This is a genomic window from Paraburkholderia sp. 2C (assembly GCF_054589215.1).
Map to the genome: position 1 here is coordinate 257,566 of NZ_BAAILL010000041.1, position 25,894 is coordinate 283,459.

A 25,894-nucleotide genomic window follows, 5' to 3' on the forward strand; every position below is an offset into this window, starting at 1 on the left:
GCCGCTCCTACTTGCTGTTTTGCGCTAATGCACCATTGCTGTTGGAGCCGCCGAACAACGAGGTCAGAAAGTTCGAATTCGACTGCGCCTGTGCCAGGATTGTATTGAGTGAGGTGAACTGGTCGTTGAATTGCGAAGTCAGCTGCGCAGCAAAGTCATCGAGATCGTCCTGCTGCTTCGCAAGATTCGCGATGTCGGCGGTCAGGTCGTTCGTGCGATTTGTGATGATGCCTTGTTCGGATGTATACGAGGTCAGCACCGAGTCGAGTTGCTGCGCGATGCCGTTCGTGTCGTTGAAGAGTGCTCCGATCAGCCCCGGGTTGTTGGCGACCGCGTCTTCGAGCGTAGGGCTGTTCGGGTCCGCGTCGATCTGCAACTCCGCAAACGGTTGGCCGCCCGTATTTTTCTGAAACGTAATGCCGAGTGACGCGAGCGTGCCCTGCAAGCCACCGTTCGACACGAGGCCGCCCACGATACCGCCAAGCGACGCGCCAAGCTGGTTGATCATTTCGTCGCCGAGCAGCGTGCCGCCGCTGCCAGGCACATTCGACGTGGCCGGCGCGGCAAGCGAATTCAGCTGGTCGATCACGGCGTTATAGGCCGTCACGAAGGCGGAAAGATCGTTTTCGACCGTGCCGTCGTCCGGCGCGACCGTCAGCGTCTGTGCGCCTATGCCCTTTGCGGTCAGCGTGAGCGTCACGCCGGGAATTGCGTCGGAGATCGTATTCGTCGATTCGGTGACGGGCACATTGTTCACCGTAAGCTGCGCGTCTTGCGCGGCCTGCGACTGCGTCCAGAAGCTGTCGGTCGATGTGATGGTGGACGAGCCCACCGGCGCACTCGGGTCCGTGGTGGTAGACGACGTCACCGCCAACTTCGCAAGTGCACTGTCGCTTGCCGCACCTGTCACGCCGATGCTGATCGTGTTAGCTGCCCCCGTTGACGTGGACTGCAGGCTAAGCGCTGGCCCATTTGCGCCGCTGATGACGGTCGCCGTGATGCCGGGATTGCCAGATGCAGAGTTGATTGCAGCCGCAACATCCGCGAGGCTGTCGTTCGATGAATCGACGTTGATCTGAAACGACTTCGCGCCATCTCCGGTACCAAGCGAAATGTCCAGTGTGCCCGAGCCCAGCGCATTCGCATCGGATTGAGAAAAGCTGCCGGACGTTATGGTCTGAGCCTGAGCAATCTGCTTTGTGTCGATTTGATACGTGCCTGCCGATGCGCCGGCTCCCGTCTTTGCGGTTATGCCGTCGCCGCTCAACGTCGCGCTGAACGACGCAAGCGCACTGCCGTTCAGAAACGGACCGAGCGCCGTCTCCAGCCCGAGCATGTTCCCCTCTAACAACCCAAGCCCACGGATCTCCGTACCGTCGTTCGTCGACTGTGCAGACAACGCGGCCGCGGGGCCGGCTATCCTTGCTTTGACCAGCGTCGTCACAAGCGAATTGACGTCGAGCGGAGTGCCGGTCGAGGTGGAAATCAGCGACTGGGCGGCCTGTTGAACAGCTTGTGCTGCTGCCTGAGCCGCAGCGGCCGCCTGGGCGGCAACGGGTGAAGTCGACATTCGAATACTCCATCTGGCCTGCGCGGCCGGTTAGTACGGCTATCCGGACATGGCGCGAATCCGGGACGATGTCCGAGAGTTCGTGCTCGCGGATGAGCCTCGCTGCGTACTCGCGCGACTCATCCGTGTGCCTGTTACACGAGACTTAGTGCTGCAGAAGTGAGAGCACCTGCTGCGGTATCGAATTTGCTTGCGCCAGTACCGAAATACCCGCTTGCTGCAGCACTTGCGCCTTGCTCAGGTTTGCCGTCTCCTGCGCGAAGTCGGCGTCCGTGATCTGCGAGTGCGCGCTTGCCAGATCGGTCGACTCGTTCTCCTGAGATTGCGAGATCCCGGTCAAGCGGTTCTGCGCAGCACCGAGCGATGCCTGGATATTCGCGATCGAAGCGAGCGCGTTATCGATAGACAGCAGTGCATTGTTCGCACCTTGCGTCGTGCTGATGTCGATCTTCGCGACCGAGGTCGGGACGTTCAGTGTGTCGATGTTCGCGAGCGCACTGCCCGACGGCTGGGCGCCCGCCGCAGTCGAACCAATCGTGCTGGTCGGCACATTGGCGAACGAGAGCGCGCCGCCCGAGCTGGCGTTGAAAAGGCCCGCCTGTGCGCCCGAACCTAATTGATTGCCGTGCTGATCGATAAACTTCAGACCGCCCTTGCCGTCCGACTCGACCGTGACCGACGTGATGGTGTTCGTGTCGCCCACGGGTGCGTCCTTGCCCGTCGTGGAATCGATGTTGATGCCCGAAATAACGCCGAAAACCGTGCCGTCTGCCGCGCCGGAACCCGCACTAGCGGCAGATGAGATCGCGGCGAGTTCGTTTGCCGGCGTCAACGCACTGCTGGATCCCACCGACAGCGACGAAACGCCGTTGGTTGTCGTCGTGGTGAACAATGCGGCCGATGCGGCCGTCGAAATGGCATTGCCGTTCTGGTCCGTAAACGTGAAACCGCCGCTGCCGTCCGAGATAACGTTGATCGACGTAATCGCGCCGGCACCGCTTGCTTCCGTGCCGTCCGCGTTCAGATTCAGTCCGGTGATCGTGCCGAGCGTATTGCCTGCCTGCACAAAACCGCCGCCAAGCGATGCCGCGGAAACACCCTGGCTCAGGTCGAGCGCAACCGTCTGGCCGACGTTTGCGCCCACCTGCACATTGATGACGCCGGCTTGACCGTTGAGCAGGCCAAGGCCGTTGAACTGCGTTTGCGAAGCGATGCGGTTTACTTCAGAGATCTGCGCGGCCACTTCCTGTTGCAACGCTTGCTGGTTGGACGCGGTCAAGGTTCCGCCTGCCGCTTCGCCGGCAAGCGAGCGAATGCGCTCCAGACTCGCTGTGATCTGCGTGAGCCCGGTACCGGCCGTTTGCACGAGCGACACACCATCGTTTGCATTCGATACACCCTGATCTAAACCATTGATCTGCGTCTGCAGCGAAGTGGCGATCGCGAGACCCGCCGCATCGTCGGCCGCTTCGTTGATGCGCTGACCTGACGAGAGGCGTGTGATCGCCTGCGACAGGGCGCTGCCCGAGGCATTGAGGTTTTCCTGAGCGACGAGCGAGGGAATATTGCTGTTAATGCTAAGCATAAGGTTGCTCCCCTAAAGGATCGAGTCATTAAGACTTGCGACATTGAGATCAGCGAAGACAAGTGTTAATTGCCGGCCGCCTTAGCCCGCGTTGACGGCAATGATGGGGGAGGCTTGAGGATTAAAAGCGCGTAGGGCCCACTCACGCAAAAGAAAGTGGTCATACGCGCAAGCGGCGACGAAGACGATGGAAGAAGATAGCGTCGCGGTGATGAGTTCGCAGGACAAGGAACGAATGAAACCGCGCAACGTTTTGCTTTATGCGTTTCCAAACGGCATGCCAGACAATACCGCAAGCGCTCGAACAGACGATAAGCACGTCGCGCTCACGCTGTCGAAGCGCGTGATCGATGATCGTTCGTGGTCGCTCGTTTCGGTTAGCGCTCGCGATGTCGTGACATTTCTTTCATTGCTAAGCAAATGGCACCGCGAAGACACTTGCAAAAAGGCCGCGACGTTGATGGCAAATCGACTGCTGATCGACGATGCCTTACGTGAATCGCTCAGTAGCTATGAATTGGCGGGATGCCTTGCTTCGTTAGCAAGGTGGGACGAAGATGGATTTTTTAAGCAGGCTGGACTTTCTTTAACAACTCATCTTGCAAGCGGAAGTGCTTCATTAACCCATTTGAATGGACAAGCCGTAGCAAACTGCTTTAGCGCACTAGCAAAATGGCACCAGGAGCCGATATGCAAAGAGGCAGGCAGGCTGCTGGCCAGACGTATTTCCGCGGACGAAGCCCTCGTTCGCCAGTTAAACGGCGTGCGGCTCGCGATTTGCATCAACGCGCTGAGCCGCTGGAACGAAGATGACGCATGTCATGTCGCGGGCCTTCGACTAGCCAGGCGAATATCCGAAGACGGAAACCTGCGACACAATCTGAACGCGAGGCATCTGGCGGTCTGCATAGACGCATTGGCGCAGTGGCCTTCCGATGACATGTGCCGGCGTGCGACCGCGCAGTTGGCAAGGCGGTTCGCCACCGACTCATCGGTATGCGAACGTCTTACCGCGAAGCATTTCATCAATTGCCTGAAAGCGCTCGGCGCGTTAAGCGAACAAGCCGCGTGCAAAGCGGCTGGCGTACGGCTTGTGAAACGCCTCGCTAACGACAGCACTTTTCTGCAACAGCTTGCCGGCGCACGTTATGCGCATGAGTGCCTGGACGCGCTGGCAAGTTGGCCTCGCGACGAAGCATGCTTTCACACGGCCGCAGAAACCGTGCAACGTCATTGCAACGCCGTTTCTCAGGAAGCGTTGATCGATTGCCATTGAAAGCCAACTGACAGCCCGTTCGCATCGAGATAAGTCCCGATAGTCTTCGCTGCTTTTCTACCCCAGTCTCCAACTCATTACTTGCTTAACAACGGAGACTGGACGTGCAAATAACGAAGCTTGCGAGAATCGCACTGGCCTGTGCGGCCGTTGCCGCCGGCATTGCGCCGGCTCTATCGGCCGAGCCGCAGGGCGACTACGGGCCTCCGCTTGAAACCGTCAAGACCTTCGATACGTTCAAGCTCGTCGGCATCGGTGTCTCTCATGAGGGCCGCATTTTCGCGAGCGCCCCCGCCGCGCAGTCCGGCGACAGGCTCGTCGAGGTCAATGCGCAAACCGGTGCGGTAAGCCCCTATCCCGACGAAGCCTGGAACACGTCCGGCACGGACACGGAACATGAATGGGCGGTTCCGCAGGCGATGTGGGTCGACAAGGCCGATCGTCTATGGGTGCTCGATTCCGGGCGCGCGGTGCTGACCGCCGCGGGTCAAGGCGCAACGCCGAAGCTTGTCGAGTTCGATTTGGGCAGCAACAAGGTGATGCGCAGCTACGGCTTTGACGGCACCGTTGCGCCAACCGATTCGCTCAACGATGTGCGCATCGATCTCGTGCATGGCTACGCGTATCTGACCAACATCGGCAATCGCGGCAGCCTTGTGGTGTTGAACCTCAAAACCGGCAAGTCACGTCAGGTTCTCGCGGGCGATCGCTCGACATTTGCCGATCCCAAGCAGCACCTGATGATCAACGGGCAGCCGGCGCAAACGAACGACGGCAAAGTCGTCGCGATCCACGCCGACGGCATCGCGCTTTCGCCGGACGCTAAATGGCTTTACTACCGGCCGCTAACCGATCACAACTACTGGCGGGTGCCGACCAGCGCGTTGATCGATGCGAAGCTCGGCGCGAGCCAGCTGTCGCGCAAGGTGCAATACCTCGGCTCGGCTGAACTGACCGGTGGTTTGATCATGGACCAGCATGGGACGCTTTATGGCGGCGATCTCGAACACAGCACCATCGTCGCGCTCGACATCGATCCCGCCACGCACAAAGTTAAATCGCGGCTCTTCGTGCGCGCGCCGGGCAAGCTTTCATGGGCGGATGGCTTTGCGATTAGCCAGGGTTATATGTACATCGCGGATTCGCACCTGTGGGAGGTGACGTTCAAGAATCATTTACCGCGTTCAGGGCCGTTTGCCATCTTTAAAGTCAAGCTCGGTGGATGATGTGTGCGCGATGCCGCTACCGCGACATCAATCGATGAGCCGAGCGCGCGTCCGCCGGATGGAATACGGCGAGACGCGCGTCGCCACTTCAAAGCTTGCGGCGATGCTCAGAAGCGATGCTTCATCCCGACCGCAATGACCACCTGTTCGTTGCCCGCCGATGGGTCAAGCGTGTAGACGCTCGCGTCGAATGCCGCATTGCCGTTTCCGCCGCCGACGCGCTGATAAACACCCTCAAGATAGATATCGGTGCGCTGCGAAAGCAGATAGTCGGCTTGCGCCATGACCTGATTCCAATGCGGTGAGGCGGAAGTGAAGCCCTTGGAGGCTCCGCTAAATTGACCTGTGGTGTACGTGTACGACGCGCCGAGGCTAAGGTCCGGGCGCAGGAAATATCGGCCGTTGATTTCAAAGTTGTCGAATTTCATCGACGTCCCCGCAAGCGCACCGACGCTCGTGCTGCCGTCCTGCAACAGCCCCGTGATGTTATCCGTCACGGAGTGCGTCCACACCAGGCCAACCGACGACTTGCCGAACTTGTATTGCGCACCGGCACCGTAGATCTGCTGACGGCCGCCGGTCGTCAACGCATCGCCGTCGCTTGTGCTCGCCGCGCCCGTTGCGTTGGCGAGCGTCGGGTCGGCCGTGCGGTTGATCTGCAGGTACGCGGCACCGAAACTGAACGGCCCATAGGCGTAGCTTGCGCCGAAGCTGTATGCGCCGTTGTTGGCGAAGTTGTCTGCTTCGTTCGAGAACGCATACATCGCACCGGCCTTAAAGCCGCCATACGTCGCGCTGCTGAATTTGACGGAATTATTCAGGCGCAGATCGTTGTTCAGGTTGTCGTTGTCGTAGACGTGCGTGGCCAGGTTGCCGCCGAAGCCTGAGCCGGTCGCGCTCATTGGTGCAACGAAGTCGACGAGGAAGTCGTATTGCCGGCCGAGCGTCAGCGTACCGTACTGATTCGAGTGAAGACCGACCCATGCCTGTCGGCCAAACAGATCTCCGCCGTTCTTGAACGTGCCATTGTTTACGTTAAAGCCGTTCTCGAGCCAGAAAATCGCACTAAGCCCTCCACCGAGATCCTCGGTGCCCCGCAAACCCCATCGCGATGTAAAGACGTTTCCGCTTTGCAACGAAAACGAGCTGCCGCCCGGCGAGGTCGCACTGGAAGGCGTGACGCGTGCGTTGTTCTGATACACCACGCCCGTATCGATGAGGCCAAAAAGCGTCACGCTGCTTTGCGCATGTGCAGCGCCGGCCAGGAGCATGGCGGACCCTGCGGCAAGACATCTGATCTTCAGCAACATTACATCTCGTTTCACTGGTGTTCCCCGGTTGAGTGATCGGCAATCGCCTTCAGGCGACGTGCGGTATCGTCCGGCATCGTTGCGATCGCACGAGATGGAATGCTTTATTTCAGTTGCAGAGGCAGTTCGTCACGCTGTCTAAACAAATGTTCATCCAGGCGGGTCTGACTGATGTCTGCGCGGCGAGATAGCACGCTTACGCGGCGAAAAGACCGTTTTGAGAGAGCAACGGCGTGTTGAATGTCGCGCGCTTGCGACAGCGGGAAACGAATGTCGCGTGCACTCGCGCGGCGTCCTGCTGTTTCCTTGCGCCTGCCACGCGAGGGGTCGCAGCACACCGCGCGAGTGCCTGGCGATTAAAACCGGTAAGTCACCGAAACTGTCGCAAGCGGATACCAACGAAGATCGTCGGCCTTGTTTTGCAGATCGTTTTCCGCCTCTGCGACGTTCGCGGCGCCCGCCTGCTGCGCGAGATTTTCCGGCACATTGAACGTGACATGCGGCTTACCGTATGCGACGCCGAAATCCGCCGCGAACGAAAAGCCGGGCTTGCCAACCGGGTTGTGGCCGAAACCGAAGCCGACATACGGCCGCACAGTCGGCCACTGCAGCTTCGCGGACACCGTTTCGCCGTCAGTCGGCGTGACGGGCACGCCATTGATGGTGATCGTTCCATTGCTGTTGGTCTTCGCGTCGCCGGAAACCTGGTCGCCGCCGAAGATCACGCCCGCGGTGAAATGCACCGGAAACCATGCCGCGGCCGGAAAGAAGTCCGCGAATACCGAGCCGTGAATCAGCCGAAGGTTGGCGTCATAGTCCGTCGAGCCGGAGGTAAAAGTGTGCGACAGGCTGAACCCGCCGAGTTCGGCGCGCGCGCCGACATACGGGCCGAAGCCGTGACCCGCGCCGAGCACGAGACCGCCGGTGCCGAAGCCGCCGTAAACTTCGTTCGATTGTGCGTAAGCAGCCTGACCCGCAAGACCCACTGCGCAGAACACGCACAGTGCCCTTAACGGTTTGCGAACCGTCATCTTCATAAATGCTTCCTCGTTATACAAGCCTGGTTAGAAACTTCGTCAATCCACTTTCTCGCCTAACCCAACGATTCGGCCTTATGGGCGACATCCCGTTTCCTGTCCCGTCGCGATAACGACGGCGCTTGACTCGCAGGCTTACGGTCTTATGACACGTTTCGTCAGAGATGCAGGTCCACACACTCGGTGCGCGTTGAGGCAATACGGTTAACGGAGTGTTCGCCCCTTACTTGAGCGAGGTCGTTCGATTCGTTTGATCGGCTGCGCGAAAGCGCGCCTCGCATACCAGTCGGCAAAGCGGTTCTCGCACACGCAACACGCGCTTCTCGTGCACGCACATATTTGCGGACACAACTAACATTTGCATAAGCTTGCAACGAGAAAGGAATGCAGATGAATTCGCAATCTGAAGACGTATTCGCCGATAAGTGGCCTGTCCGCTCGCGAGAGTTCGATCCGAAGATCTGCTTTCTCGCGTTAGGCACATTCGCCATTGGCACCGACGCATATGTGATATCAGGCATCCTTGCCGCTGTTGCACAAGATCTTCATGTCGGCGTCAATGCCGCAGGCCAGCTTGTCAGTTGGTTCTCCTTTACCTATGCGATTGCGGCTCCGGTGCTGGCGGCATTCGTCGGTCACCTGAAGAGGCAGAATGTGATCGTCGGCGCACTGCTGATGTTTGCGGCGGCCAATGCGGTGTGCGCAATCTCAACGAGCTTTGAGATTCTGATTGCCGCGCGCGTGGTCGCCGCGATAGCGAGCGGCCTCTACACGCCGACAGCCTTTACACTTGCGGCCGCACTCGCGGCGCCGGAAAAGAAAAGCAAAGCGCTTGCGGTCGTTGCCCTCGGTTTGACGTCGGCCACCGCGTTGGGCGTACCGATCGGCGTCGTAACGGGACAGCGCGCCGGATGGCACGGCACATTCTGGCTGGTCGTCGCCTTGTCGCTCGTGGCTGTCGTGGCGATCCGCCTTGCGCGGCTTCCGTCCGGTGACGCAACGCTTGCCTCTTCTCCAGGGCTTGCCGCGCGATTCAAACCGCTTACGCACGGTTCGACCTTGCTCGCGTTGTTACCCGCGGTAGCGATCGGCTCGGCGTACTTCCTCACGTACACCTACCTGGGTGCAATACTCGCCGCGCAGGGTTTCCCTGCGCGCCAGATCGTAGCGGTCTTCCTTGCGTCCGGCATTGGCGGTGTGCTGGGCAGTCTCGCGGGCGGTCAGCTTGGCGTACGCTTCAGGCCCATCGTCGTGCTCGTGGTGACGTTCACCGTGCTTGGCATCGATGCCGCCTTGCTGGCTTTTTCGATGCTGTCGCTCTGGAGCGCCGCGCTATCGTTGTCGATTCTGTCAGGCAGCGGCTGGCTGTTTTTGCCCGTGCAACAGGCGCGGCTTCTCAAGATTGTCGAAGCGCATCATGCGCAGTTCGTGATGGCATTGAACAACTCATGCATCTACCTGGGCTCGGCTGCGGGCACCGCGATCGGCGCGACCCTGATTCGTGCAGGGGTCGGTCTGCCGGATCTGCACTGGGCGTCGGCGGTGCTGGCCTGCGTCGCGTTGGTGACCCTCGTGCTCAGCTATTTGCGCAGCGGCCAGTAAGGACGACATGCCATGCGTTCGCCTGTTGGCTAGCACGCGGTCGGCGCAAGCCGCTCCACTTCCAGGCCGAACAACGGCCGCAGACGCGTGCCAAGCACATTGCCGAAAAATGCCGCGACGACCCACAACCAACCATGCAGGCTACCCGACACGATGCCGCTGAAATAGGCGCCGATGTTGCAGCCGTATGCGAGGCGTGCGCCATATCCGAGCAGCAGTCCACCAACGACCGCGGCCACCAGCGAGCGCAGCGGCACGCGCCAGACGGGCGCATAGCGGCCGGCCAGCGCAGCCGCCAGCATCGCGCCGATCACGATGCCGATATCCATGACCGAGGTCACGTCGTGCGAGATCGGCGCGGCGAGCGCCGCAGCGTTTGGCTTGCTGGTCCAGTACGCCCAGTTCGCGACATCGAAGCCGAGCGCCGAAGCCGCCTTCGCGCCCCACAGCGCGAACGCCGACGTAATGCCCCAGGGGCGGCCCGAAAGCGCGAGCGTGGCGAAGTTGAGCACCGCGAGTGCGATTGCGCCTGCCAGCAGCGGCCAGGGACCATGCAGCCACGGCGAAGCGTGCGGCGGTTGCGTATGCGCCGCAACCAGCCGGCCATGCCGGCGTTTTTCGATCACCACGGTTATCGCCGCAATCAACGCAAAGAGCGCCCAGTTGAGCAACAATGCGGGCGCCGCGCCGAGGGTCTTCACAAGCGAGATGGCGGGCAACCCCGGCAGCGCGGTCCAGAAAGGCATATGCGCGGTCGCGATGACGGATCCGGCGACGAATGCGATCAGCGTCACGATCATCCGCGTGCTGCCACCGCCGACCGTGTAAAGCGTGCCCGATGCGCAGCCGCCGCCGAGCTGCATGCCGAGGCCGAACAGGAATGCGCCGGCTACCACCGACGTGCCGGCCGGCGACACCAGGCCGGTCACCGGATGGCCGAATAGCGTGCCCGATGCCAGCGCGGGAAAGAAGAGTGCGACCCCGACGGCAAGCATCAGCATCTGCGCGCGCAGGCCGGCGCCGCGTCCGTCTGCAATAAAGACGCGCCACGCGGAAGTAAAGCCGAATGCGGCGTGATACAGCGCAATGCCGAGCAGCGCGCCGACCACGTACAGCGCTGCCTGAACCGCGCTGACCGTCTGCGCGAGGAACAACGCACCGGCGATGATCAATAGCAAGGCCACGCCGAGGGGGCCGGGATCGATGTCGGCACGGCGGGAAATCGTGGAAGTCAGGTCGGACATGTCGAATGCGCTTAAAAAGACGTGAACAAAACGCATATTTTCTCGCGATTGGCGCAAGCTTGCACGGCGTGGAAATGGGCGACACAGCGATGGTCACTGTGCGCAAACGCCGGGCCGCACTCTATGTGCACATGCCGCTTTGTACGACGATTCGATCGCCGTCTCCACCGCCTCTCCGATCGACGATTCGATCGATGATTAGTGCGATTTTGAAGCGGCGCGAGTCGCCGCTGCTGTAGCCTGTCTGTTTGCATGTGCCGTCCTCGGAGCATCCCAAACTCAAGGAGATCGCGACATGAGCAATGCAAAAACAGTCGACATGAAGCTGGAGGTCGTCGTCATCCCGGTATCGGACGTCGATCGTGCCAAACAGTTTTACGCCAGCTTGGGCTGGAGACTCGACGTCGATATCGCGAAGGGCGACCCATTTCGCGTGGTGCACTTCACGCCGCCCGGCTCACACTGCTCAATTCTGTTCGGCAAAGGCGTTACAGCGGAAAAACCGGGCTCGGTGCAAGGACTGCACCTGATCGTCTCCGATGTCGTTGCGGCGCGCGAAGCGCTCGCGGCGCGTGGCGTCGACGTGAGCGAAGTGTTTCACGACGCCGGCGGCCTCTTCCACCATGCGGGCGACGAAGGACGCGTGAGCGGCCTGCATCCGGAGCGCAACAGCTACGGCTCTTTTGCTTTGTTTAGCGATCCCGACGGAAACGGCTGGGTCTTTCAGGAAGTCACCACTCGCCTGCCCGGACGCGTGGACGCGCCGAACATCGCCTTCACCTCGCCGCAAGAGCTTGCGGCTGCGCTGCGCCGTGCCGCGGCCGCACACGGCGAACACGAGAAAGCGACGGGTAAGCATGATGAAAACTGGGCGGACTGGTACGCGGAATTTCTCGGGCGCGAATCGGACGGTACGGGGGATAAAGGCGAGTAAGGCAGCGAATGACGGCTGAACGCGAAAGCGTGTGGAGATCCTTGTATGGAAGAGCCTTCCGATTTTCGAAGCAGAACGATGACGCTGAATCACGGAGGCGGCCGCATTCCCGCCGTCGGATTCGGTACGCTGATCGCCGATGCTGTCACGACGCAAATCGCCACGCGGTACGCGATCGAAGCTGGATATCGACACTTCGATTGCGCCGAACGTTATCGAAACGAGCGTGAAGTAGGCGAGGCACTAAAGGCGGGACTCGCGGCTGGGGGAATCGCCCGTGAAGCAATCTTCGTGACGTCCAAGCTATGGAATACCAACCATCGGTCCGAGCGTGTCGAAGCGGCTTTTTCCGCAAGCCTTGAAAGGCTTGGGCTCGATTACCTCGATCTTTACCTCATGCATACGCCCTTCGCTTTTCAGGCCGGCGAGGAACAGGATCCGCGCGATGAAAACGGCGATGTGCTCTACGACACCGGCGTGAGCCTGCTTGACACATGGCAGGCGATGGAAGATCTCGTCGACCGCGGCAAGTGCCGGGCCATCGGTATGTCCGACATCACGTTGAAAGACCTGGCGCCGCTTTACGATTCGGCGCGAATCAAGCCGGCCGTGATCGAAGTCGAAGCTCATCCTTACCTTCCCGAAACTGAGCTGCTTGAATTCTGCGGTAAGCGAAAGATCGTGTTTCTGGCTTTTGCGCCGCTCGGTCACGGGATCAGACCCGGGCCGCTGGAAGATCCGGTCGTTACACAGATTGCCGGGCAAGTGGCCAAAACGCCGGCGCAAGTGCTGCTTGCCTGGGCCGTGCAGCGCGGCACTGCGGTACTCACCACGCCCAAAACCGCGGCCCGCGCGCGCGAGAATTTCAACCTCTCCGCTCTTCCCACCGATGCCTTCGACGCGATCAATCGAATTGAAACGCGGCAAAGGTTCAATGAAGTCGTGAACACCGGCAGCGGGAGCTTCCTCTCCTAAGCCGGCAGTCGCGAAACCTTAACCGTCCCCAGGGGCGTTCAAGCCGCGCACCGCGCTGCGGCAATGCCCGCATCCCTCGCGAGGAGGGCTTTATGAGCGAAGCAGATCAGGACGCCGCGTGCGTGCGCGAGCTCAGTCATTTCATCGGTGGTCAATGCGCCGCGGGCGCGAGCGGTCGGTTCGGCAACGTATTCGATCCGGCGCAAGGCCGGGTGGCCGCCCGCGTGCCGTTCGCGAATGCAGCCGATGTCGGCGAGGCGGTTGCGGCCGCGAAAGCCGCATTCCCTGCGTGGAGCGAAACACCGCCGCTCAAGCGCGCCCGCAAGATGTTCAGGTTCAAGCAACTGCTCGACGAGCATCTGGACGAAATCGCCGGGCTCATTACGCGCGATCACGGCAAGCTGTTTTCGGATGCGCAGGGGGAGGTGCTGCGCGGCATCGAAATCGTCGAATTCGCTTGCGGCATTCCGACTCTGCTCAAGACCGACTTCACGGATCAGGTCTCCGGCGGCATGGACGCCTGGAATCTGCGTCAGCCGCTCGGTGTGGCCGCGGGCGTCACGCCATTCAATTTTCCTGTGGTGGTGCCGTGCTGGATGTTTGCCATGGCGGCCTCGTGCGGCAACACGTTCGTGCTCAAACCCTCGGAGCAAACGCCATCGCCCTCCATCCGCCTGGCCGAGCTGTTCATCGAGGCCGGCTTTCCCAAAGGCGTGTTCAATGTCGTACACGGTCATAAGGAAACCGTCGATGCGTTGATCGAACATCCCGATGTGGCCGCGATATCGTCGGTGACTTCCACGCCAGTGGCCGAATATATCCATCGTGAAAGTGCGAAGCACGGCAAGCGCGTGCAGTCGCTGGGCAGTGCGAAAAACCATCTGATCGCGATGCCCGACGCCGATCTCGATCTGACCGTCAATGCGGTGATCGGCTCGGCGTATGGCTCGGCCGGCGAGCGCTGTATGGCGACCTCGGTGGTGGTGGCGGTCGGGCGCATTGCCGATGAACTGGTCGAACGTCTCGTGCCGCGCGTGCGCTCGCTCAGGATCGGCGGCGGCATGGAGCCCGATCTCGACATGGGGCCGCTTGTCACGGCCGCGCATCGCACGAAGGTGCTGGGTTATATCGATGCGGGCGTGGCGGGTGGTGCGAAGCTAGTCGTCGATGGCCGCGGGCTGAGCGTGCCCGGACACGAAGCGGGCTTTTTTCTCGGTGGCTCGCTGTTCGACGACGTGAAACCCGACATGCGCATCTATCGCGAAGAGATTTTTGGGCCGGTGCTGTCGGTGGTTCGCATGCCCGATCTCAAGAGCGCGATCGCACTCGTCAATGCGCACGAACTGGGGAATTGCGTATCGCTCTTCACCACCGACGGCGGCTCGGCGCGCGTATTTTCGCGGCAAATTCAGGTGGGCATGGTGGGCATCAATGTGCCCGCGCCGGTGCCGGTCGCCTGGCATTCGTTCGGCGGATGGAAGCGATCGCTGTTCGGCGATCATCACGCGTACGGCGAGGAGGCCGTGCGCTTTTATACGCACTACAAGAGCGTGATGCAACGTTGGCCCGACAGTATCGCCAAAGGTGCGGAGTTTGCGATGCCGGTGGCCCGCTGAACCAGGAGATCGGGCGACCGGCGGAGAATCAGCGCTGCGCGCTCGTGTCGGCGCCGACATTCGCGTCGGTAACGGCCGACACCGATCGCACAGCCGGTTCTGCCACGTCGTTGTCGTCGATGTTCGGCGACGCCGCTTTCTCCGCTCGCCAGCGCATGCGCGATTCGTGCATCGTTCGTAGCGCGAGGCGCGCCATCTTCACCCATCCGGAAGGGTGCGGATCCGCGAGCATGCTCAGCGCACGCGCGTAGTCGAGCGTGAGCCCCGGCGTCCAGGCCATCGTCGCCGCGCGTTTTCTGACTTGCGCCGCGACCCATAGCTCGGGCGTCACGGCAATATGCAGCAACGGCTTCCAGCCGCGATCCTTTCCCCACGCCCGCGCCGACGCCCCTTCGATCGCCGCTTCCAATGCCTTCGCGACCGTGCTCGAGCAATTGCGGTACGTCAGGTTATAGGTTGTCGTGCGGCGGTATTCGTCCCAGAAGCGTTCGAGCCGTGCGGCATCGTAGTTGCGTATACGCACCTGCCGCGTGGAAGGACACCACGCCTTCGCTTCGGTTTCGTAGTCGGGCTGGAACAGACCGGGCACATCGTTATCGCGCGTCGCGCGCAGAATGCGCGAGAACTCCTCCGGCGACCGCTCGATTTCAACGGCCGGGTACAGGCTGATATAAACGCCCTCGGCCGATTCGAGCGCCGCATGGCCTGTCGAGATCGCACCGTTTCGATCGACCGCGGCAATGTAGCGGTCGATGACCGGCTGCCGCCGCGCCTGCGATTTCGCGGAACCAACCGGCGTCCACACGTGTATCGTCAAAACGTGTTCGCGTGGTTCTGGTTGGGGAGGATTGTCGAGCCCATGCGACGTTTGCGGCTTCGGCTCGCCTTTCGGGGGCATCTGTCCGGACACCTCTGTGGGCACTGCGGCCGCCGCCCTTACCTCGGCGGTCTCCATCGCCGGGACCCGATGCGCCGTGCGCTTTTCGTCGGTCACGACCGGGTTCGTCGTCATACGCCGCACACGTATCGCGAGCAAGGTCATGTTCCAGCCGCCGAACAGCAAGCCGAACGCGACACAGTATGCGATGGTGCCCGCGTAGTGATCGGGATACGGCTGATAAAAGAAAATCGCAATGGCGATTTCCAGCACGCCCCCGGCAATCGCCATCTTCCATGTCCGGTAACGCACGAGTGCCGCGGCAATGATCTGGAGTGTGCCGTCCGCGAGAAACAGCGTACCGAAAATCAACGACAGGATGAAATTGCCGTGCTCGCCTCCCATCAGCACGAGATCCGCGGACGCGATAAAGGTCGCGCCTTTCACATAGCGCAGCGTGCGCTGTCCGCCTATGCCGGTCCACGCGACCGCAAGCGTCGCGACGCCTTCGAGCATAAGCAAGCCGGCAAACGGAATGATGGGGAACCACAGCGCGCCGTCGAGGGCATCGCAGAAAATCACCACGCCTAGCACGGTGCTCAGGAATCCTGCTGCGAGCAGCTCTCGCCAGCGCGTGCGAAGGTAGTCGACACCGAGCAGGATCATCACAAGACGGACCATGGCTTTGATCTTCCCTGTGCTGAGGAATCGCAACTAGCAAACGACGTGACCGCCGACAACACCACGATGATAGTGCGTTCCGCACGAATCGATGCGAGCTTTGTCATTGTTCAGAACAATCCACCCCTGGAACTGCGCTAATTCAGTTCTTAAAGATTCTGACCAAAAGCATTCGGCAACGTCCGGCTATCGGTTTTCACGCAGTGCAATCTATTTCGGAAGCTGTGTCCAACAGGTTGGCCTGCGCCTGCGTGCAAATTTAAAATCCGCTCGGCCACATCGAAGATTTTCGCCCTTCCTGGTGATACGGTTGAGTCGCCGCAAAGGGCGACTTAACCCAACCTCATCTCATCCAGGAAGCGGACATGAAACTTAGCAACAGCGATACCGCAGTCGTGTTCATCGACCCTCAAAACGATGTGCTGAGCGAGCACGGCGTGAACTGGGGAGCCGTGGGCGCGAGCGTGACCGAGAACCACACGGTCGACAATATGGAGCGCATCTTCAAGGCGGCAAAAGAGAAGCAATACGACGTCCTGATCTCGCCGCACTACTTTTATCCGACCGACTACGCGTGGAAGTCATACGGCCCGCTCGAGCAAGGCGAAGTGGAGACGCGAAGTTTCGCGCGAACGGGGCCGTTGAATCTCGGCGGCTTTGAAGGGTCGGGCGCGGACTGGCTTGCGCGGTTCAAGCCGTACATCGAAGACGGAAAAACGGTTGTTGTGAGCCCGCATAAGGTATGGGGACCGCAGACCAACGATCTGACCTTGCAGTTGCGCAAACGGGGCATGAGCAAGATCGTACTCGGCGGCATGCTGGCCAATATCTGCGTCGAATCGCATCTGCGCGAATTACTTGAGCAGGGCTTCGAGATCGCGGTCGTAAAAGATGCGACCGCCGGGCCGCGCCACCCGAAGTGGGGTGATGGCTATCAGGCGGCGTTGGTCAACTACCAGTTCCTTGCGCACGCAGTGCTGACAACCGAAGAAGTCGTTGCCGAGATGAAATAAGGCGAGTCACGTCACTTGCGGCTTCCCCCATCCGGGAAGCCGCGTGGCCGGAAGCGAGCGGAAAATGTCCTCAAACCGTCACAACCGGCATGTCGATGAAACCCCGCAAATCCTAGACTGTCTTCTAGATATTTATCGGAGATGCGGCAATGAAATTCTCAGTGAAAAATGAAATTCGCCCTGACGATGTTCCAACGCTCGAACATGCGATGAAGAGGGTCGATGGCGACGCGAAAATCGACGTCGACGTTGGCGCGAAGACGGTGAGCATCGATTCGTGGCTGATGCCTGAAGAATTTCTTGTCGCTTTCTACGACGAAGACTACGACGTCACGATCTCCGAGGCATAGCACGCGGTGATTGACGAGTAAGGCGCTACTTTTCTTCCTGAACTGGGAGACAGGCAATCGCGACGGTCGCCGCGATCTTTGTCTCTTATGTAAAGGAGGGCGAAGTGACGAAGACCTGCGAGATCAGAAGGAGCGGCGCGACCGCTATCGACGATCCGGTCTGCTTCAATCGGCTGCATTGGGCACTCGAACCGGTGACGCATGCTGCACCGGGCGACTATATCGTGTTCGAAACGCGCGATGCGTTCGACAATCAGTTCGACTGGAACACGACGTCCGACCAGGTTCCCGCTTGCGACCTCAATCGCGTTCATCCGATGACGGGGCCGGTGTATATCGATGTGTCGCTTGCGTTGGTCGATGCACGTTACGTCCCGGTTGTAACCGGGACTTGCGTCTTCTTTAACGACTCGCTTCGGACAAAGCGTTTTGAGAGCGCACGCCTCACGGGTATATCGACATATTTGTCGAGGATGAAGACAAACACCAGCATCATGCAAAGAAATGCGACGAGCCCACTGACACCATAGATTCGTTCCTTATTGACGGGAAGTTTGGACAGGAACATGAGGATGGGTACATGCGTGATGTAAAGGCCGTACGAGACTTGCCCAAGCCGCTTAAATAGCGACGCGACGCGTGATGGAGGCTCGGCGGCCGTGGCCATATAAACGAGCGCCGGGACGCCCAGAAGGACTTCAGCGGCGGTAGCGATGCCTGACCAACCGGCATGCACATTAATGCAGAGCATCAGCGCCGTACCCATCAGCGTTAGCGCGGACAAAGCGGCGCTTTCGCGGTGACGTGCACGCTCTGCGCGTCTGCGATACAGAAGCACTCCGATTGAAAACGCGAATACGACTCGCGCGAGCGCGATATACGAGTCGGATACATTCCACCCTGCGTCGAGACTGTCGTGCAAGAGCGAGTATATGAAGACCACTGCACCTGACACGACGATCGCCGATAGGAGAATGCGTTTGCCCTTCCCGACGAATTTCGCGTACGCGCAATTTGCGACGATTTCATAGAGCAGAGACCATGCGGGATTGTTGACCGGATACAGAGGCTTGGCTCTGGCCGGCAACATCAGTAGCGGGAGCAGCACGAGCGAGGCCGCACTTATCGCCGATCTCACGCCTGCATGCTCGCCGCCGGGTTCCTGGAAAAAATGCTCAAAGAGGCCAATAAGCGTTCCGAGCAGATAAAGCGGCAGCAGACGAATCAACCTTATTCTCGTGAACGTGGATAAGGTGAGACTTCCGGATTTGAGTCGCGACTCGTAGGCGTTTGCTACGACGAAGCCGCTCATGCCAAAGAAAATGTCGACCGCAAGATAGCTTTGCTGGAATTGCGGCGAAGTGAACATCACAGGCGCATGGCGCAGCACAATCAGGATAGCGGCGAGTCCCCGTATTGCATCGAGGTTGGTGTACTTGCGTTGGGTCATGCGGATGCCAGTTTCCTTCCTTTCAAAATGGACGCGGCGGCCTACTCGGGTGGGCGACGCAGCGCCGCGAGTGCGCAAGGATATCGCATATGGCACTTTCGTTGCTCTTTCAACTTCTGTTGAGAAACAACCTGCAAACAGAGAAACGTCGCGCTACCAAAAGTCAAATTTCCGATCTCGATGTGGCTGACTATTCATATTGGTCAACCCACTCTGTCTGCGACACATCGACCCTATAACCAGACAAGTCACGAAAATCGATCGTGCGACAGACCTTGTAGCGATCAGACAGGTGACGCCAAGGAACGTTGGCATGGCGCCACTAACGACAGTGTTTAAAGCGACTGATGCCGCTTCGCTTAATCGGATTCGCGAAAAAGACAAGGTCAAGGCGATCGTGGAAAGCATTCATGGACAACCTGTGCTTATGAAAGTGTGGCGACGCCGTTGGCCTATTCAATAAGAGACGCCGTTGCGCCACATGCCCGGAATAATTCCCCTTGTCGGGCGTTCGATGGAAAGCACCGGGAGCGACGTATCGACGTAGGCGGTCGCCATGCCCAGCCGATGCGCCAAAGATCACGCCTTTTCAACCGCAAAAAACATATGTCACAACCGTCATCAATACCGGCTAGCCCCATTCGGTCGCGCCGTGCCGGCCGAATGTCAACGCGCTTGCTTTTTATCGTCTGCTGGCTCAGCGCGATCATTTTCAGCGCCTATATCGTGATCTATTACGAGGGCGCGTTGCTCACCCATACGATGCAGGACTGGAATGAAGTGCTGCCTCGCATTTACCAGCCCGGTTCGATGCTCGCAACCGCTGCAATCGGCGCGCACTTCCTCGCGGGTGCAGTCGTACTCATTCTCGGCCCGATGCAGTTGATCGCACCGCTACGCGCACGAGTTCCGGCAGTGCATCGCTGGGTGGGTCGGATCTATGCCGCCGCAGCCCTTGCAACGGGCGTTGGCGGGATCGTTTATATTGCCCTCGAAGGGACGGTAGGCGGAGCCGTCATGTCCACCGGCTTTGCGCTCTATGGCGCATTGATGGTGCTGTGCGCCATCAACACGGTGCGCCATGCTCGAGCCGGCCGCTTCGATATACATCGTGCCTGGGCCATTCGGCTATTTGCACTAGGCATCGGATCGTGGCTATTTCGAATGGACTATGGAATCTGGCTTAAGCTGATCGGCGGCTTCGGGCACCATTCGCATACCTATGATGGGCCGTTCGACCGGATCATGTCGTTCTTCTTCTATGTGCCCAACCTCGCGATTGCGGAACTGATCATCCGGCGACGCGATGGAATACAAACCGAATCGGCGCGAACGATAAGGTCGGCTTCGATTGGCCTTATGGCGGTGCTCGTGCTTGTCGCAACTATTCTCTTTGGCCGTTCCTACTGGTTGCCGCATATCACGCAACGACTCGCTGATTTAAGCGGGACGCACGCGCGGCACGATTGATTGGGCCGTGCCTGTCTCTTCAATAACGTCGTCGAAATCGCGCACGTCGCTTATCATCGGCTGTCCCTTGGCTGGATGTGGATCGTCGATGGAGAGACCTTTTGAAAGCGATCGCGCGGTACTGGGTAAGCAGCGTTGCGTGGGCCACTCAACTTCCATCGGTCCCGCTGATGCTGATCGCGCTCCTGCTGACTTACGTCGCAGCCGCGCCTATGCTGGTTTTGACCTTGGTCATGCCCAAACTGTCCACCGGTGGCCCGGAATTCGTCAAGCATGGACTTGGACCCATGATCCTGATCGGATTCCTGATCGCTCCGCATACAGCCTTGCGTACGTCCTCGTGACATTCGATATCGGACTCGTGCTGGCATCAACGTTCGTGATTGAAGACCGCAGAGGCGGCAGTCCTTTTCTGGTCACAATGGCAGTGCATACCATGCGGAATGGAATGACTACCTTGTACTACGCCGTGGCTGTTTGAATCGATCGCCGTTTCATCGCCGAAGTCCCTTAACCCGGCCGCGCCTGCGGGCATTCCTGCTGATACCAGCGATCCACCTGACGCTGCGCCGCCTGCAGATTGCTCGGATAGTACGGATCGAACCGAAGCGGGTCGTAACCTGCCGCCCTCAGCGCGGCTAATTCGCTTCGGTTGCGCTCGGGTGTCGAAGATCCGCTCTTGAGAGCGGCGAGGTCGCTGCATTGCGTTGCGCTCAGATGCGACCCCCCTTCGGTTGCGGTCGTGCCGCCGGCGACGCAGCCAACGAGCGAGAATGCCGACGCGAGAAGTATCGGCAAGGTGGTCAGCGAGTTCTTCATGTCACGTCTCCCTCCGGTAAACGACGACCTGCCCGTGCCTGCGCCGCCAGGACGCGTCAATACCCTTTCGTATACATCGTCAGGCGGTTACTCACCGACGTTACACCCGACACGCCCATCGCCACTTCTGAGGCCTGCTGGATCTGCAGACCGTCCGACACACTGCCGGATAATGTTACGACGCCACCGCGCGCCTTGACGAATACGTTCGACACATTGAAGTTGGGCGCCTTCGATAACGCCTTGCGTACATCGCGAGCCAGCTTCCTGTCCGCCGGCGTCGCCTTGCCTGAACTGGCAACAGGACCTGACGCCATCGGTGCGGCCCCGGCGGCCTGCGCATAGACGTTCTGCATCAACGCCACGCATCCCGCGGCGACGAGCAGACTCGCAACGTTAAATGGTTTCATGATCGTCTCTCCTGTTTGGCCGAGCCCGATGATGAAACAAAGATAGTCAACAGTCCGCTTCCAGCAAAGCCGCCTGCACGACTGGGGAGAAACCTGCGAGCTGACGCCCGCCCGCTGGCCGGGCGGTTGGACGGGCAATGTAAAACGCCTGCGTCGAGCGTTTCGTCGGACGTATGCCTGCTTGCGAAATCAAGTACCTTGAATCAGGCAGTCGAAACGTTTTCTTCAACTCGCATCGTGCACGGGAATAAGGTTTGTCAATCCGGCGTTCTTGCGTTGACTCCACGCTGCCGTCGTCGACTTTAGCGTCTGCCGATTCTGAAAAGAGTGCGGCGCCGATTGTTTGTACGGCTCAATTCGCCGTTGCGTCGGGTTCATACCTCGGGGGATGTCGGGTCGATCTGAGCGACATTCCCGCGGCATTTGAAGCTGCCGGCGCGACGATTGCATTGGCGCTGCTGTTTGTGCCGTATGCATTGATGCGCCCGGAGACGATGTGACCATCACCGACTGCGAGCGGCACGGCCCCTCCTTTACTTTCCCTACGCCGGCAAGAGTCCGGCCGACCGATAACTTTCGATCAGCGCATCGAACAGCTTGATATCGGAACGGCCTCGCGCCATCAGTTGCGCGCCGGAGACCGCGGCAAATATGGCGCGCGCACGCTTTCTGGCGTCCCTCGGGCTGACGATTTCCGCGGCCGCAAGCGTTTTCGTGAGCCACGCGACGTTGACGTCAGTAAAAGTCTGGACTTCTTTCTTCACGACTTCGGGCAAGTCGTCATATTCCGCGGTCATGAAACTGGCCAGACACATGCGGTTGTCGTTTTCCAACGACGCGCGAAACGTCCCCGGGAATTTGCGCAGGCAGTCGAGCGCCTTGGGCGTCTTCGCCGACAACTCTTCAAGTGCTGCCGCCGCATCTTCCCAATAGCGCCTGGCGACAGCAGCAGCGAGATCGGCCTTGCTCGGGAAATGATGGTACAGACTCGCAGCCTTAATACCCACCTCCTCGGCAAGGGTACGAAGGTTTAATCCGCCGTAACCGTGTGCCTGCGCAATTCTTGTTGCGGCCGTCAGGATCTTGTCACTGGAACTTGCGCTTTCCTGGTTCGCCACGAATTTTCCCCTCGATGAAGATAAACCGCCCTGGAATCATGGAGGCGGCTCGACCTATGCTGCCGGCCTCGCGGCAGCGGTGCTGCGGAGTCACCGCGTAGTTTGCCTCAGTTTTTGCCGACAGGTTATAAGCCGGGCGATCCGATCACCCGCGGCAACCGTCGCGGCGGCCGCGACCGCCGCCCATTCGATCAGCTCAAAGGATGTTGACGGATCCAAGTATAACGCCTATTCTTCGCCCTAACAAACGTTAGGTAGTCGATAGACCTGACCTTGTTGGCTACTTTCCTCGACACTTAAGAAGGGCTCCTCATGAGCATCGAACTCATCTCCCAAGACGCAACCCGGCTCGCCGAACTGATTCGCAACAAGGAAGTTTCACCGGTGGAGGTTGTGCAAGCGCATCTCGACCGCATCGATGCTGTCGATTCCAGAATCAACGCCATCGTCACGGTCGCCGACGACGCGATCGAAGCCGCGAGAGTCGCGGAGGCTGCGGTGATGACAGGCAAAGAACTGGGGCCCCTGCATGGCGTCCCCTTCACGGCGAAGGATTCGATCGATACCGCCGGCGTGCTGACGCAACGTGCGTCGCCTATCTTCAAGGGCCGCGTTCCCGACACCGACGCAACCAGCGTGGCTCGCATGAAGAAGGCGGGCGGCATCCTGCTCGCGAAGACCAACCATCCGGAATTTTCGTTCTGGATCGAGACCGATAACCTGCTCTCGGGACGCACGAAAAACCCGTGGAATCTGGAACGCACGCCGGGCGGATCGAGTGGTGGTGAGTCCGCGGCCATCGCGGCGCTCATGTCGCCTATCGGGCTCGCAACCGATATCGCTATCTCGGTACGCGGCCCGGCGGCCCTGACTGGCGTTGTCGGACTCAAAGCGACCCACGGACGGATTCCGATGACCGGTATCTGGCCACGCGTGCCCCGTCGCTTCTGGCACATCGGTCCGATGGCACGCAGCGTGCGCGACGTTGCACTTGCCTATTCGCTTCTGGCCGGTCCTGACGGCTCGGACGGATTTTCGACCGCCCCGCTCACGCTGGATGTCGGTATAGCGTCCACCCCGGGCCGGCCGCTTCGGGTCGGCTGGCTCGTCGATGCGTTCGCGCCCGTCGACGCCGAAGTCGCGGCTACCGTGCAAGCCTCGGCCGAAGCACTGAAGAGTTTCGGCATCACTATGGAGCAGGTACGTATTCCCGTGCTCGAGCAGATCAACGCGCTGGAATTGCTGTGGAAACTTCAGGTCATGGAAACCAAGCCTGCCTTCAAGAAGGTGACGGCCGGGCACGAGGACAAAATCTTCAAGCATGTTCAGGGGATCTTTGACACGCCGGACACCTCGATCGCCGATTTCGTCGACGCGGAGCAGAAGTCCGAACAATTGCGCGATGGCTTCGCCGAGTATTTCCGGCACTACGACGCATTGCTTTGCCCGGTGACCCCGGTGCCGGCACACGGACATGACGCTGCGGAATTCAACATCAACGGGCAATTGGTGTCTTCGTTGCACGTCATGACTGCAACCGCGCCCCTCAATGTGACCGGGCTTCCGGGCCTGTCGCTGCGGTTCGGTACAAGCGACGAAGGGCTGCCGATCGGCGTGCAACTCGTCTCACCGTGGATGGCGGAGTCGACGATCCTGCACCTCGCTTCGCTACTCGAAGCAGTGAGCCCGGTGCGTGGCCGTTATCCTGACCTGTCAAACATCTGAGTCGCGCCATGGCGACGTCGAGAGCGGCATCGAACATAACCTGCCGCGGGAAGCACCCAAGGCATTTGCCGAAGCGGTGCTACAGGTCTTAACGCTGTAATCGGGACGCCGGGCGACTCGCCTGGCGTCGAGGAATCAACTGTCTTTACTTGTTAACTGTCGTCTGCCGACAGCATTTCCAGAGGTAGCACTGTGTCTCAACAAGCACCACGTCGCGCGTTGATTGTCATCGACGTGCAGAACGAATACATCACTGGCAACTTCCGCATCGAATATCCGCCTGTCGCGTCCTCGTTGCCGAATATCGCCAAGGCAATTGACGCCGCCAATGCACATGGCGTTCCGGTCGTGCTAGTGAAGCACGTCCTGCCCGCGGATGCACCGATATTCGCAGAGGGTAGCGTTGGCGCGGAACTACATGCCAGCGTCGCGGACCGCCCCCACGACTGCGTCACGACCAAAGTTTTGCCAAGCGTTTTTTCCGGTGCCGGTTTCGAGGACTGGCTGACGGAACGGCAGATCGATACTTTGACAGTCATCGGCTACATGACGCAGAACTGCAATGACTCCACGATGCGCGAAGCCATGCACAAGGGCTATCGCGTCGAGTTCCTGCCGGATGCGGCCGGTTCGCTGTCGTATCAGAACAAGGCGGGCCGCGCGACTGCGGAGGAGATGCATCGCATCATCACGGTCATCATGGAGTCCACCTATGCGGCAACCCTGTCGACCGAAGAGTGGGTGAAAAATCTGAACCATCCCACCCACGTCGCGTGCGACAACATCTACGACTCAAATCTTCGCGCGCACGGGAAGATTTGACTCCACACTCATCATCCGCGGTGCGCGGTCCGCCGGCCAGCGGCCACGTGATACTTTCAGTCAATTTTGCGAGTCAATTGAGTATTAAAAGCACCTCTCCCGACGGACATACTGGCGCCACTGACGAACGCGAACCGGTGAAATGTGTTTTCAACGGTGAGCACCAGGTCCCCGCACTATATGGAGAGAATCATGAATTACCTTGTCAACCTGCTCGGCCGTTCGGGTCTTCTGACGCGCAATCTCGACTACCACCTGCTGCGCGCGGCGATGGTGATCATCTTCGCGTGGTTCGGCTACGACAAATGGTTTAATGCCGAAATTACAGATCTCGTTCCGTTAATCACCCACGGCCCGCTTATCTTCTGGATGATTCCGGTCCTCGGCGTGGGAGGCACCAGCATTCTGCTTGGAACCGCCGAATGGACCTTTGGCTCGTTGCTGTTCCTAGGGTACTGGAACAAGAAACTGGGTGTGCTCGGCGCTCTGGGTTCCACGTTCAGCTTCATTGCTACTTTCTCGATCTTTCCATTCGCACCTGGCGCGTGGGATGCCGCCGCGGGAGGCTTTCCTGCCATGACCATCGTTTCGGCCTTCCTTTTGAAGGATCTGGTTTTGCTCGTTGTCTCCGTCTACCTGCTCAAGCAAGACGTTGCCCGAGTGATCGAGGCCCGGGCTACTTCCGGACACGCATGACGGAATCGTTCTGCGGTGATGCCGACCGCCATCGCCGACGTCCTGAGCAGATCATATCGAGGCGGATCACGTTCGATACTCCGCGCGC

Annotated in this window: 23 protein-coding genes and 1 pseudogene; 14 read left to right on the top strand and 10 right to left on the bottom strand. The window is 59.7% G+C overall.

Going from position 1 to position 25,894, the window contains the following annotated elements; genetic code table 11:
- Window positions 1–7 precede the first annotated feature (7 nt).
- Window positions 8–1,570, bottom strand: a complete 1,563-nt coding sequence (gene fliD / locus ACYPXD_RS19745; RefSeq protein ID WP_459714807.1) for a flagellar filament capping protein FliD — start codon at window positions 1,568–1,570, stop codon at window positions 8–10.
- A gap of 145 nt (window positions 1,571–1,715) precedes the next feature.
- The gene (locus ACYPXD_RS19750; protein WP_459714809.1) at window positions 1,716–3,155 is read right to left on the bottom strand and encodes a flagellin N-terminal helical domain-containing protein; all 1,440 of its coding nucleotides are present in this window, start codon (window positions 3,153–3,155) and stop codon (window positions 1,716–1,718) included.
- Between the two features lie 187 nt (window positions 3,156–3,342).
- Between ACYPXD_RS19750 and ACYPXD_RS19755 the strand changes: the two genes are divergently transcribed.
- The gene (locus tag ACYPXD_RS19755) at window positions 3,343–4,431 is read left to right on the top strand and encodes a hypothetical protein (RefSeq protein ID WP_459714811.1); all 1,089 of its coding nucleotides are present in this window, start codon (window positions 3,343–3,345) and stop codon (window positions 4,429–4,431) included.
- A 104-nt stretch (window positions 4,432–4,535) separates the two neighbouring features.
- The gene (locus ACYPXD_RS19760) at window positions 4,536–5,657 is read left to right on the top strand and encodes an L-dopachrome tautomerase-related protein (RefSeq protein WP_459714813.1); all 1,122 of its coding nucleotides are present in this window, start codon (window positions 4,536–4,538) and stop codon (window positions 5,655–5,657) included.
- A 107-nt stretch (window positions 5,658–5,764) separates the two neighbouring features.
- Here the strand turns inward: ACYPXD_RS19760 and ACYPXD_RS19765 are convergent, their stop codons facing one another.
- Both ACYPXD_RS19765 and ACYPXD_RS19770 read right to left on the bottom strand, forming a co-directional pair.
- The gene (locus ACYPXD_RS19765) at window positions 5,765–6,967 is read right to left on the bottom strand and encodes a porin (protein WP_459714815.1); all 1,203 of its coding nucleotides are present in this window, start codon (window positions 6,965–6,967) and stop codon (window positions 5,765–5,767) included.
- A gap of 356 nt (window positions 6,968–7,323) precedes the next feature.
- Window positions 7,324–8,004, bottom strand: a complete 681-nt coding sequence (locus ACYPXD_RS19770; RefSeq protein WP_459714818.1) for a hypothetical protein — start codon at window positions 8,002–8,004, stop codon at window positions 7,324–7,326.
- Between the two features lie 390 nt (window positions 8,005–8,394).
- On the opposite strand from ACYPXD_RS19770, the gene ACYPXD_RS19775 reads away from it, so the two are divergent.
- Window positions 8,395–9,606: an MFS transporter gene (locus ACYPXD_RS19775; protein ID WP_459714820.1), complete on the top strand. Its 1,212-nt coding sequence runs from the start codon at window positions 8,395–8,397 to the stop codon at window positions 9,604–9,606.
- Between the two features lie 29 nt (window positions 9,607–9,635).
- Here ACYPXD_RS19775 and ACYPXD_RS19780 read toward each other — a convergent pair whose 3' ends face one another.
- Window positions 9,636–10,850, bottom strand: a complete 1,215-nt coding sequence (locus ACYPXD_RS19780; RefSeq protein WP_459714822.1) for a YeeE/YedE family protein — start codon at window positions 10,848–10,850, stop codon at window positions 9,636–9,638.
- Window positions 10,851–11,145: 295 nt separating this feature from the next.
- On the opposite strand from ACYPXD_RS19780, the gene ACYPXD_RS19785 reads away from it, so the two are divergent.
- The 3 genes from ACYPXD_RS19785 (at window position 11,146) to ACYPXD_RS19795 (ending at window position 14,375) form a co-directional block, all read left to right on the top strand.
- Complete coding sequence (locus ACYPXD_RS19785; protein WP_459714824.1) at window positions 11,146–11,784, top strand: VOC family protein; 639 nt, start codon at window positions 11,146–11,148, stop codon at window positions 11,782–11,784.
- 45 nt (window positions 11,785–11,829) lie between these two features.
- On the top strand, window positions 11,830–12,759 hold the full coding sequence (locus ACYPXD_RS19790; RefSeq protein ID WP_459714826.1) for an aldo/keto reductase: 930 nt from the start codon (window positions 11,830–11,832) through the stop codon (window positions 12,757–12,759).
- A gap of 92 nt (window positions 12,760–12,851) precedes the next feature.
- Window positions 12,852–14,375: a CoA-acylating methylmalonate-semialdehyde dehydrogenase gene (locus ACYPXD_RS19795; protein WP_459714828.1), complete on the top strand. Its 1,524-nt coding sequence runs from the start codon at window positions 12,852–12,854 to the stop codon at window positions 14,373–14,375.
- A gap of 28 nt (window positions 14,376–14,403) precedes the next feature.
- Here the strand turns inward: ACYPXD_RS19795 and ACYPXD_RS19800 are convergent, their stop codons facing one another.
- Window positions 14,404–15,933 carry an HdeD family acid-resistance protein gene (locus tag ACYPXD_RS19800; RefSeq protein WP_459714831.1) on the bottom strand — a complete coding sequence of 510 codons (1,530 nt, stop codon included), beginning with the start codon at window positions 15,931–15,933 and terminating at the stop codon, window positions 14,404–14,406.
- 365 nt (window positions 15,934–16,298) lie between these two features.
- Here ACYPXD_RS19800 and ACYPXD_RS19805 point away from each other — a divergent pair, with 365 nt between their 5' ends.
- The 3 genes and pseudogenes from ACYPXD_RS19805 to ACYPXD_RS19815 all read left to right on the top strand — a co-directional run.
- The gene (locus ACYPXD_RS19805) at window positions 16,299–16,946 is read left to right on the top strand and encodes an isochorismatase family protein (RefSeq protein WP_459714834.1); all 648 of its coding nucleotides are present in this window, start codon (window positions 16,299–16,301) and stop codon (window positions 16,944–16,946) included.
- 149 nt (window positions 16,947–17,095) lie between these two features.
- A complete protein-coding gene (locus tag ACYPXD_RS19810; RefSeq protein ID WP_459714836.1) occupies window positions 17,096–17,296 on the top strand; it encodes a copper chaperone in 201 nt (66 codons plus the stop codon).
- 104 nt (window positions 17,297–17,400) lie between these two features.
- A pseudogene (locus tag ACYPXD_RS19815) lies at window positions 17,401–17,625 on the top strand (acetamidase/formamidase family protein); the annotation flags it as partial.
- A 38-nt stretch (window positions 17,626–17,663) separates the two neighbouring features.
- Here the strand turns inward: ACYPXD_RS19815 and ACYPXD_RS19820 are convergent.
- Window positions 17,664–18,746, bottom strand: coding sequence for an acyltransferase family protein (locus ACYPXD_RS19820; RefSeq protein ID WP_459714839.1), 1,083 nt, complete (start codon window positions 18,744–18,746; stop codon window positions 17,664–17,666).
- A gap of 663 nt (window positions 18,747–19,409) precedes the next feature.
- Between ACYPXD_RS19820 and ACYPXD_RS19825 the strand changes: the two genes are divergently transcribed.
- Together ACYPXD_RS19825 and ACYPXD_RS19830 are read left to right on the top strand one after the other, a co-directional pair.
- Window positions 19,410–20,216 carry a DUF2306 domain-containing protein gene (locus tag ACYPXD_RS19825; protein WP_459714841.1) on the top strand — a complete coding sequence of 269 codons (807 nt, stop codon included), beginning with the start codon at window positions 19,410–19,412 and terminating at the stop codon, window positions 20,214–20,216.
- Between the two features lie 101 nt (window positions 20,217–20,317).
- Complete coding sequence (locus ACYPXD_RS19830; protein ID WP_459714843.1) at window positions 20,318–20,560, top strand: hypothetical protein; 243 nt, start codon at window positions 20,318–20,320, stop codon at window positions 20,558–20,560.
- Window positions 20,561–20,726: 166 nt separating this feature from the next.
- On the opposite strand, the gene ACYPXD_RS19835 is transcribed toward ACYPXD_RS19830, so the two are convergent.
- The 3 genes from ACYPXD_RS19835 to ACYPXD_RS19845 all read right to left on the bottom strand — a co-directional run bounded on the left by ACYPXD_RS19835 (window position 20,727) and on the right by ACYPXD_RS19845 (window position 22,563).
- Window positions 20,727–21,035 carry a hypothetical protein gene (locus tag ACYPXD_RS19835; RefSeq protein ID WP_459714846.1) on the bottom strand — a complete coding sequence of 103 codons (309 nt, stop codon included), beginning with the start codon at window positions 21,033–21,035 and terminating at the stop codon, window positions 20,727–20,729.
- 56 nt (window positions 21,036–21,091) lie between these two features.
- Complete coding sequence (locus ACYPXD_RS19840; protein ID WP_459714848.1) at window positions 21,092–21,445, bottom strand: BON domain-containing protein; 354 nt, start codon at window positions 21,443–21,445, stop codon at window positions 21,092–21,094.
- A 542-nt stretch (window positions 21,446–21,987) separates the two neighbouring features.
- Window positions 21,988–22,563: a TetR/AcrR family transcriptional regulator gene (locus ACYPXD_RS19845; RefSeq protein WP_459714850.1), complete on the bottom strand. Its 576-nt coding sequence runs from the start codon at window positions 22,561–22,563 to the stop codon at window positions 21,988–21,990.
- Between the two features lie 312 nt (window positions 22,564–22,875).
- On the opposite strand from ACYPXD_RS19845, the gene ACYPXD_RS19850 reads away from it, so the two are divergent.
- The 3 genes from ACYPXD_RS19850 to ACYPXD_RS19860 all read left to right on the top strand — a co-directional run bounded on the left by ACYPXD_RS19850 (window position 22,876) and on the right by ACYPXD_RS19860 (window position 25,806).
- On the top strand, window positions 22,876–24,288 hold the full coding sequence (locus ACYPXD_RS19850) for an amidase (protein WP_459714853.1): 1,413 nt from the start codon (window positions 22,876–22,878) through the stop codon (window positions 24,286–24,288).
- A gap of 192 nt (window positions 24,289–24,480) precedes the next feature.
- Window positions 24,481–25,110, top strand: a complete 630-nt coding sequence (locus ACYPXD_RS19855) for a cysteine hydrolase family protein (RefSeq protein ID WP_459714855.1) — start codon at window positions 24,481–24,483, stop codon at window positions 25,108–25,110.
- A 192-nt stretch (window positions 25,111–25,302) separates the two neighbouring features.
- On the top strand, window positions 25,303–25,806 hold the full coding sequence (locus tag ACYPXD_RS19860) for a DUF417 family protein (RefSeq protein WP_459714858.1): 504 nt from the start codon (window positions 25,303–25,305) through the stop codon (window positions 25,804–25,806).
- The last annotated feature ends 88 nt before the right edge of the window (window positions 25,807–25,894 follow it).

What these genes read in the sequence shown, in the direction of transcription:
- ACYPXD_RS19765 (WP_459714815.1), bottom strand. Translation starts at nt 6,967, where the DNA reads ATGTTGCTGAAGATCAGATGTCTTGCCGCAGGGTCCGCCATGCTCCTG.
- ACYPXD_RS19770 (WP_459714818.1), bottom strand. Translation starts at nt 8,004, where the DNA reads ATGAAGATGACGGTTCGCAAACCGTTAAGGGCACTGTGCGTGTTCTGC.
- ACYPXD_RS19790 (WP_459714826.1), top strand. Translation starts at nt 11,830, where the DNA reads ATGGAAGAGCCTTCCGATTTTCGAAGCAGAACGATGACGCTGAATCAC.
- ACYPXD_RS19795 (WP_459714828.1), top strand. Translation starts at nt 12,852, where the DNA reads ATGAGCGAAGCAGATCAGGACGCCGCGTGCGTGCGCGAGCTCAGTCAT.
- ACYPXD_RS19835 (WP_459714846.1), bottom strand. Translation starts at nt 21,035, where the DNA reads ATGAAGAACTCGCTGACCACCTTGCCGATACTTCTCGCGTCGGCATTC.
- ACYPXD_RS19750 (WP_459714809.1), bottom strand. Translation starts at nt 3,155, where the DNA reads ATGCTTAGCATTAACAGCAATATTCCCTCGCTCGTCGCTCAGGAAAAC.
- ACYPXD_RS19840 (WP_459714848.1), bottom strand. Translation starts at nt 21,445, where the DNA reads ATGAAACCATTTAACGTTGCGAGTCTGCTCGTCGCCGCGGGATGCGTG.
- ACYPXD_RS19820 (WP_459714839.1), bottom strand. Translation starts at nt 18,746, where the DNA reads ATGACCCAACGCAAGTACACCAACCTCGATGCAATACGGGGACTCGCC.
- ACYPXD_RS19805 (WP_459714834.1), top strand. Translation starts at nt 16,299, where the DNA reads ATGAAACTTAGCAACAGCGATACCGCAGTCGTGTTCATCGACCCTCAA.
- ACYPXD_RS19860 (WP_459714858.1), top strand. Translation starts at nt 25,303, where the DNA reads ATGAATTACCTTGTCAACCTGCTCGGCCGTTCGGGTCTTCTGACGCGC.
- ACYPXD_RS19785 (WP_459714824.1), top strand. Translation starts at nt 11,146, where the DNA reads ATGAGCAATGCAAAAACAGTCGACATGAAGCTGGAGGTCGTCGTCATC.
- ACYPXD_RS19780 (WP_459714822.1), bottom strand. Translation starts at nt 10,850, where the DNA reads ATGTCCGACCTGACTTCCACGATTTCCCGCCGTGCCGACATCGATCCC.
- ACYPXD_RS19825 (WP_459714841.1), top strand. Translation starts at nt 19,410, where the DNA reads ATGTCAACGCGCTTGCTTTTTATCGTCTGCTGGCTCAGCGCGATCATT.
- ACYPXD_RS19800 (WP_459714831.1), bottom strand. Translation starts at nt 15,933, where the DNA reads ATGGTCCGTCTTGTGATGATCCTGCTCGGTGTCGACTACCTTCGCACG.
- ACYPXD_RS19850 (WP_459714853.1), top strand. Translation starts at nt 22,876, where the DNA reads ATGAGCATCGAACTCATCTCCCAAGACGCAACCCGGCTCGCCGAACTG.
- ACYPXD_RS19810 (WP_459714836.1), top strand. Translation starts at nt 17,096, where the DNA reads ATGAAATTCTCAGTGAAAAATGAAATTCGCCCTGACGATGTTCCAACG.
- ACYPXD_RS19755 (WP_459714811.1), top strand. Translation starts at nt 3,343, where the DNA reads ATGGAAGAAGATAGCGTCGCGGTGATGAGTTCGCAGGACAAGGAACGA.
- ACYPXD_RS19775 (WP_459714820.1), top strand. Translation starts at nt 8,395, where the DNA reads ATGAATTCGCAATCTGAAGACGTATTCGCCGATAAGTGGCCTGTCCGC.
- fliD (WP_459714807.1), bottom strand. Translation starts at nt 1,570, where the DNA reads ATGTCGACTTCACCCGTTGCCGCCCAGGCGGCCGCTGCGGCTCAGGCA.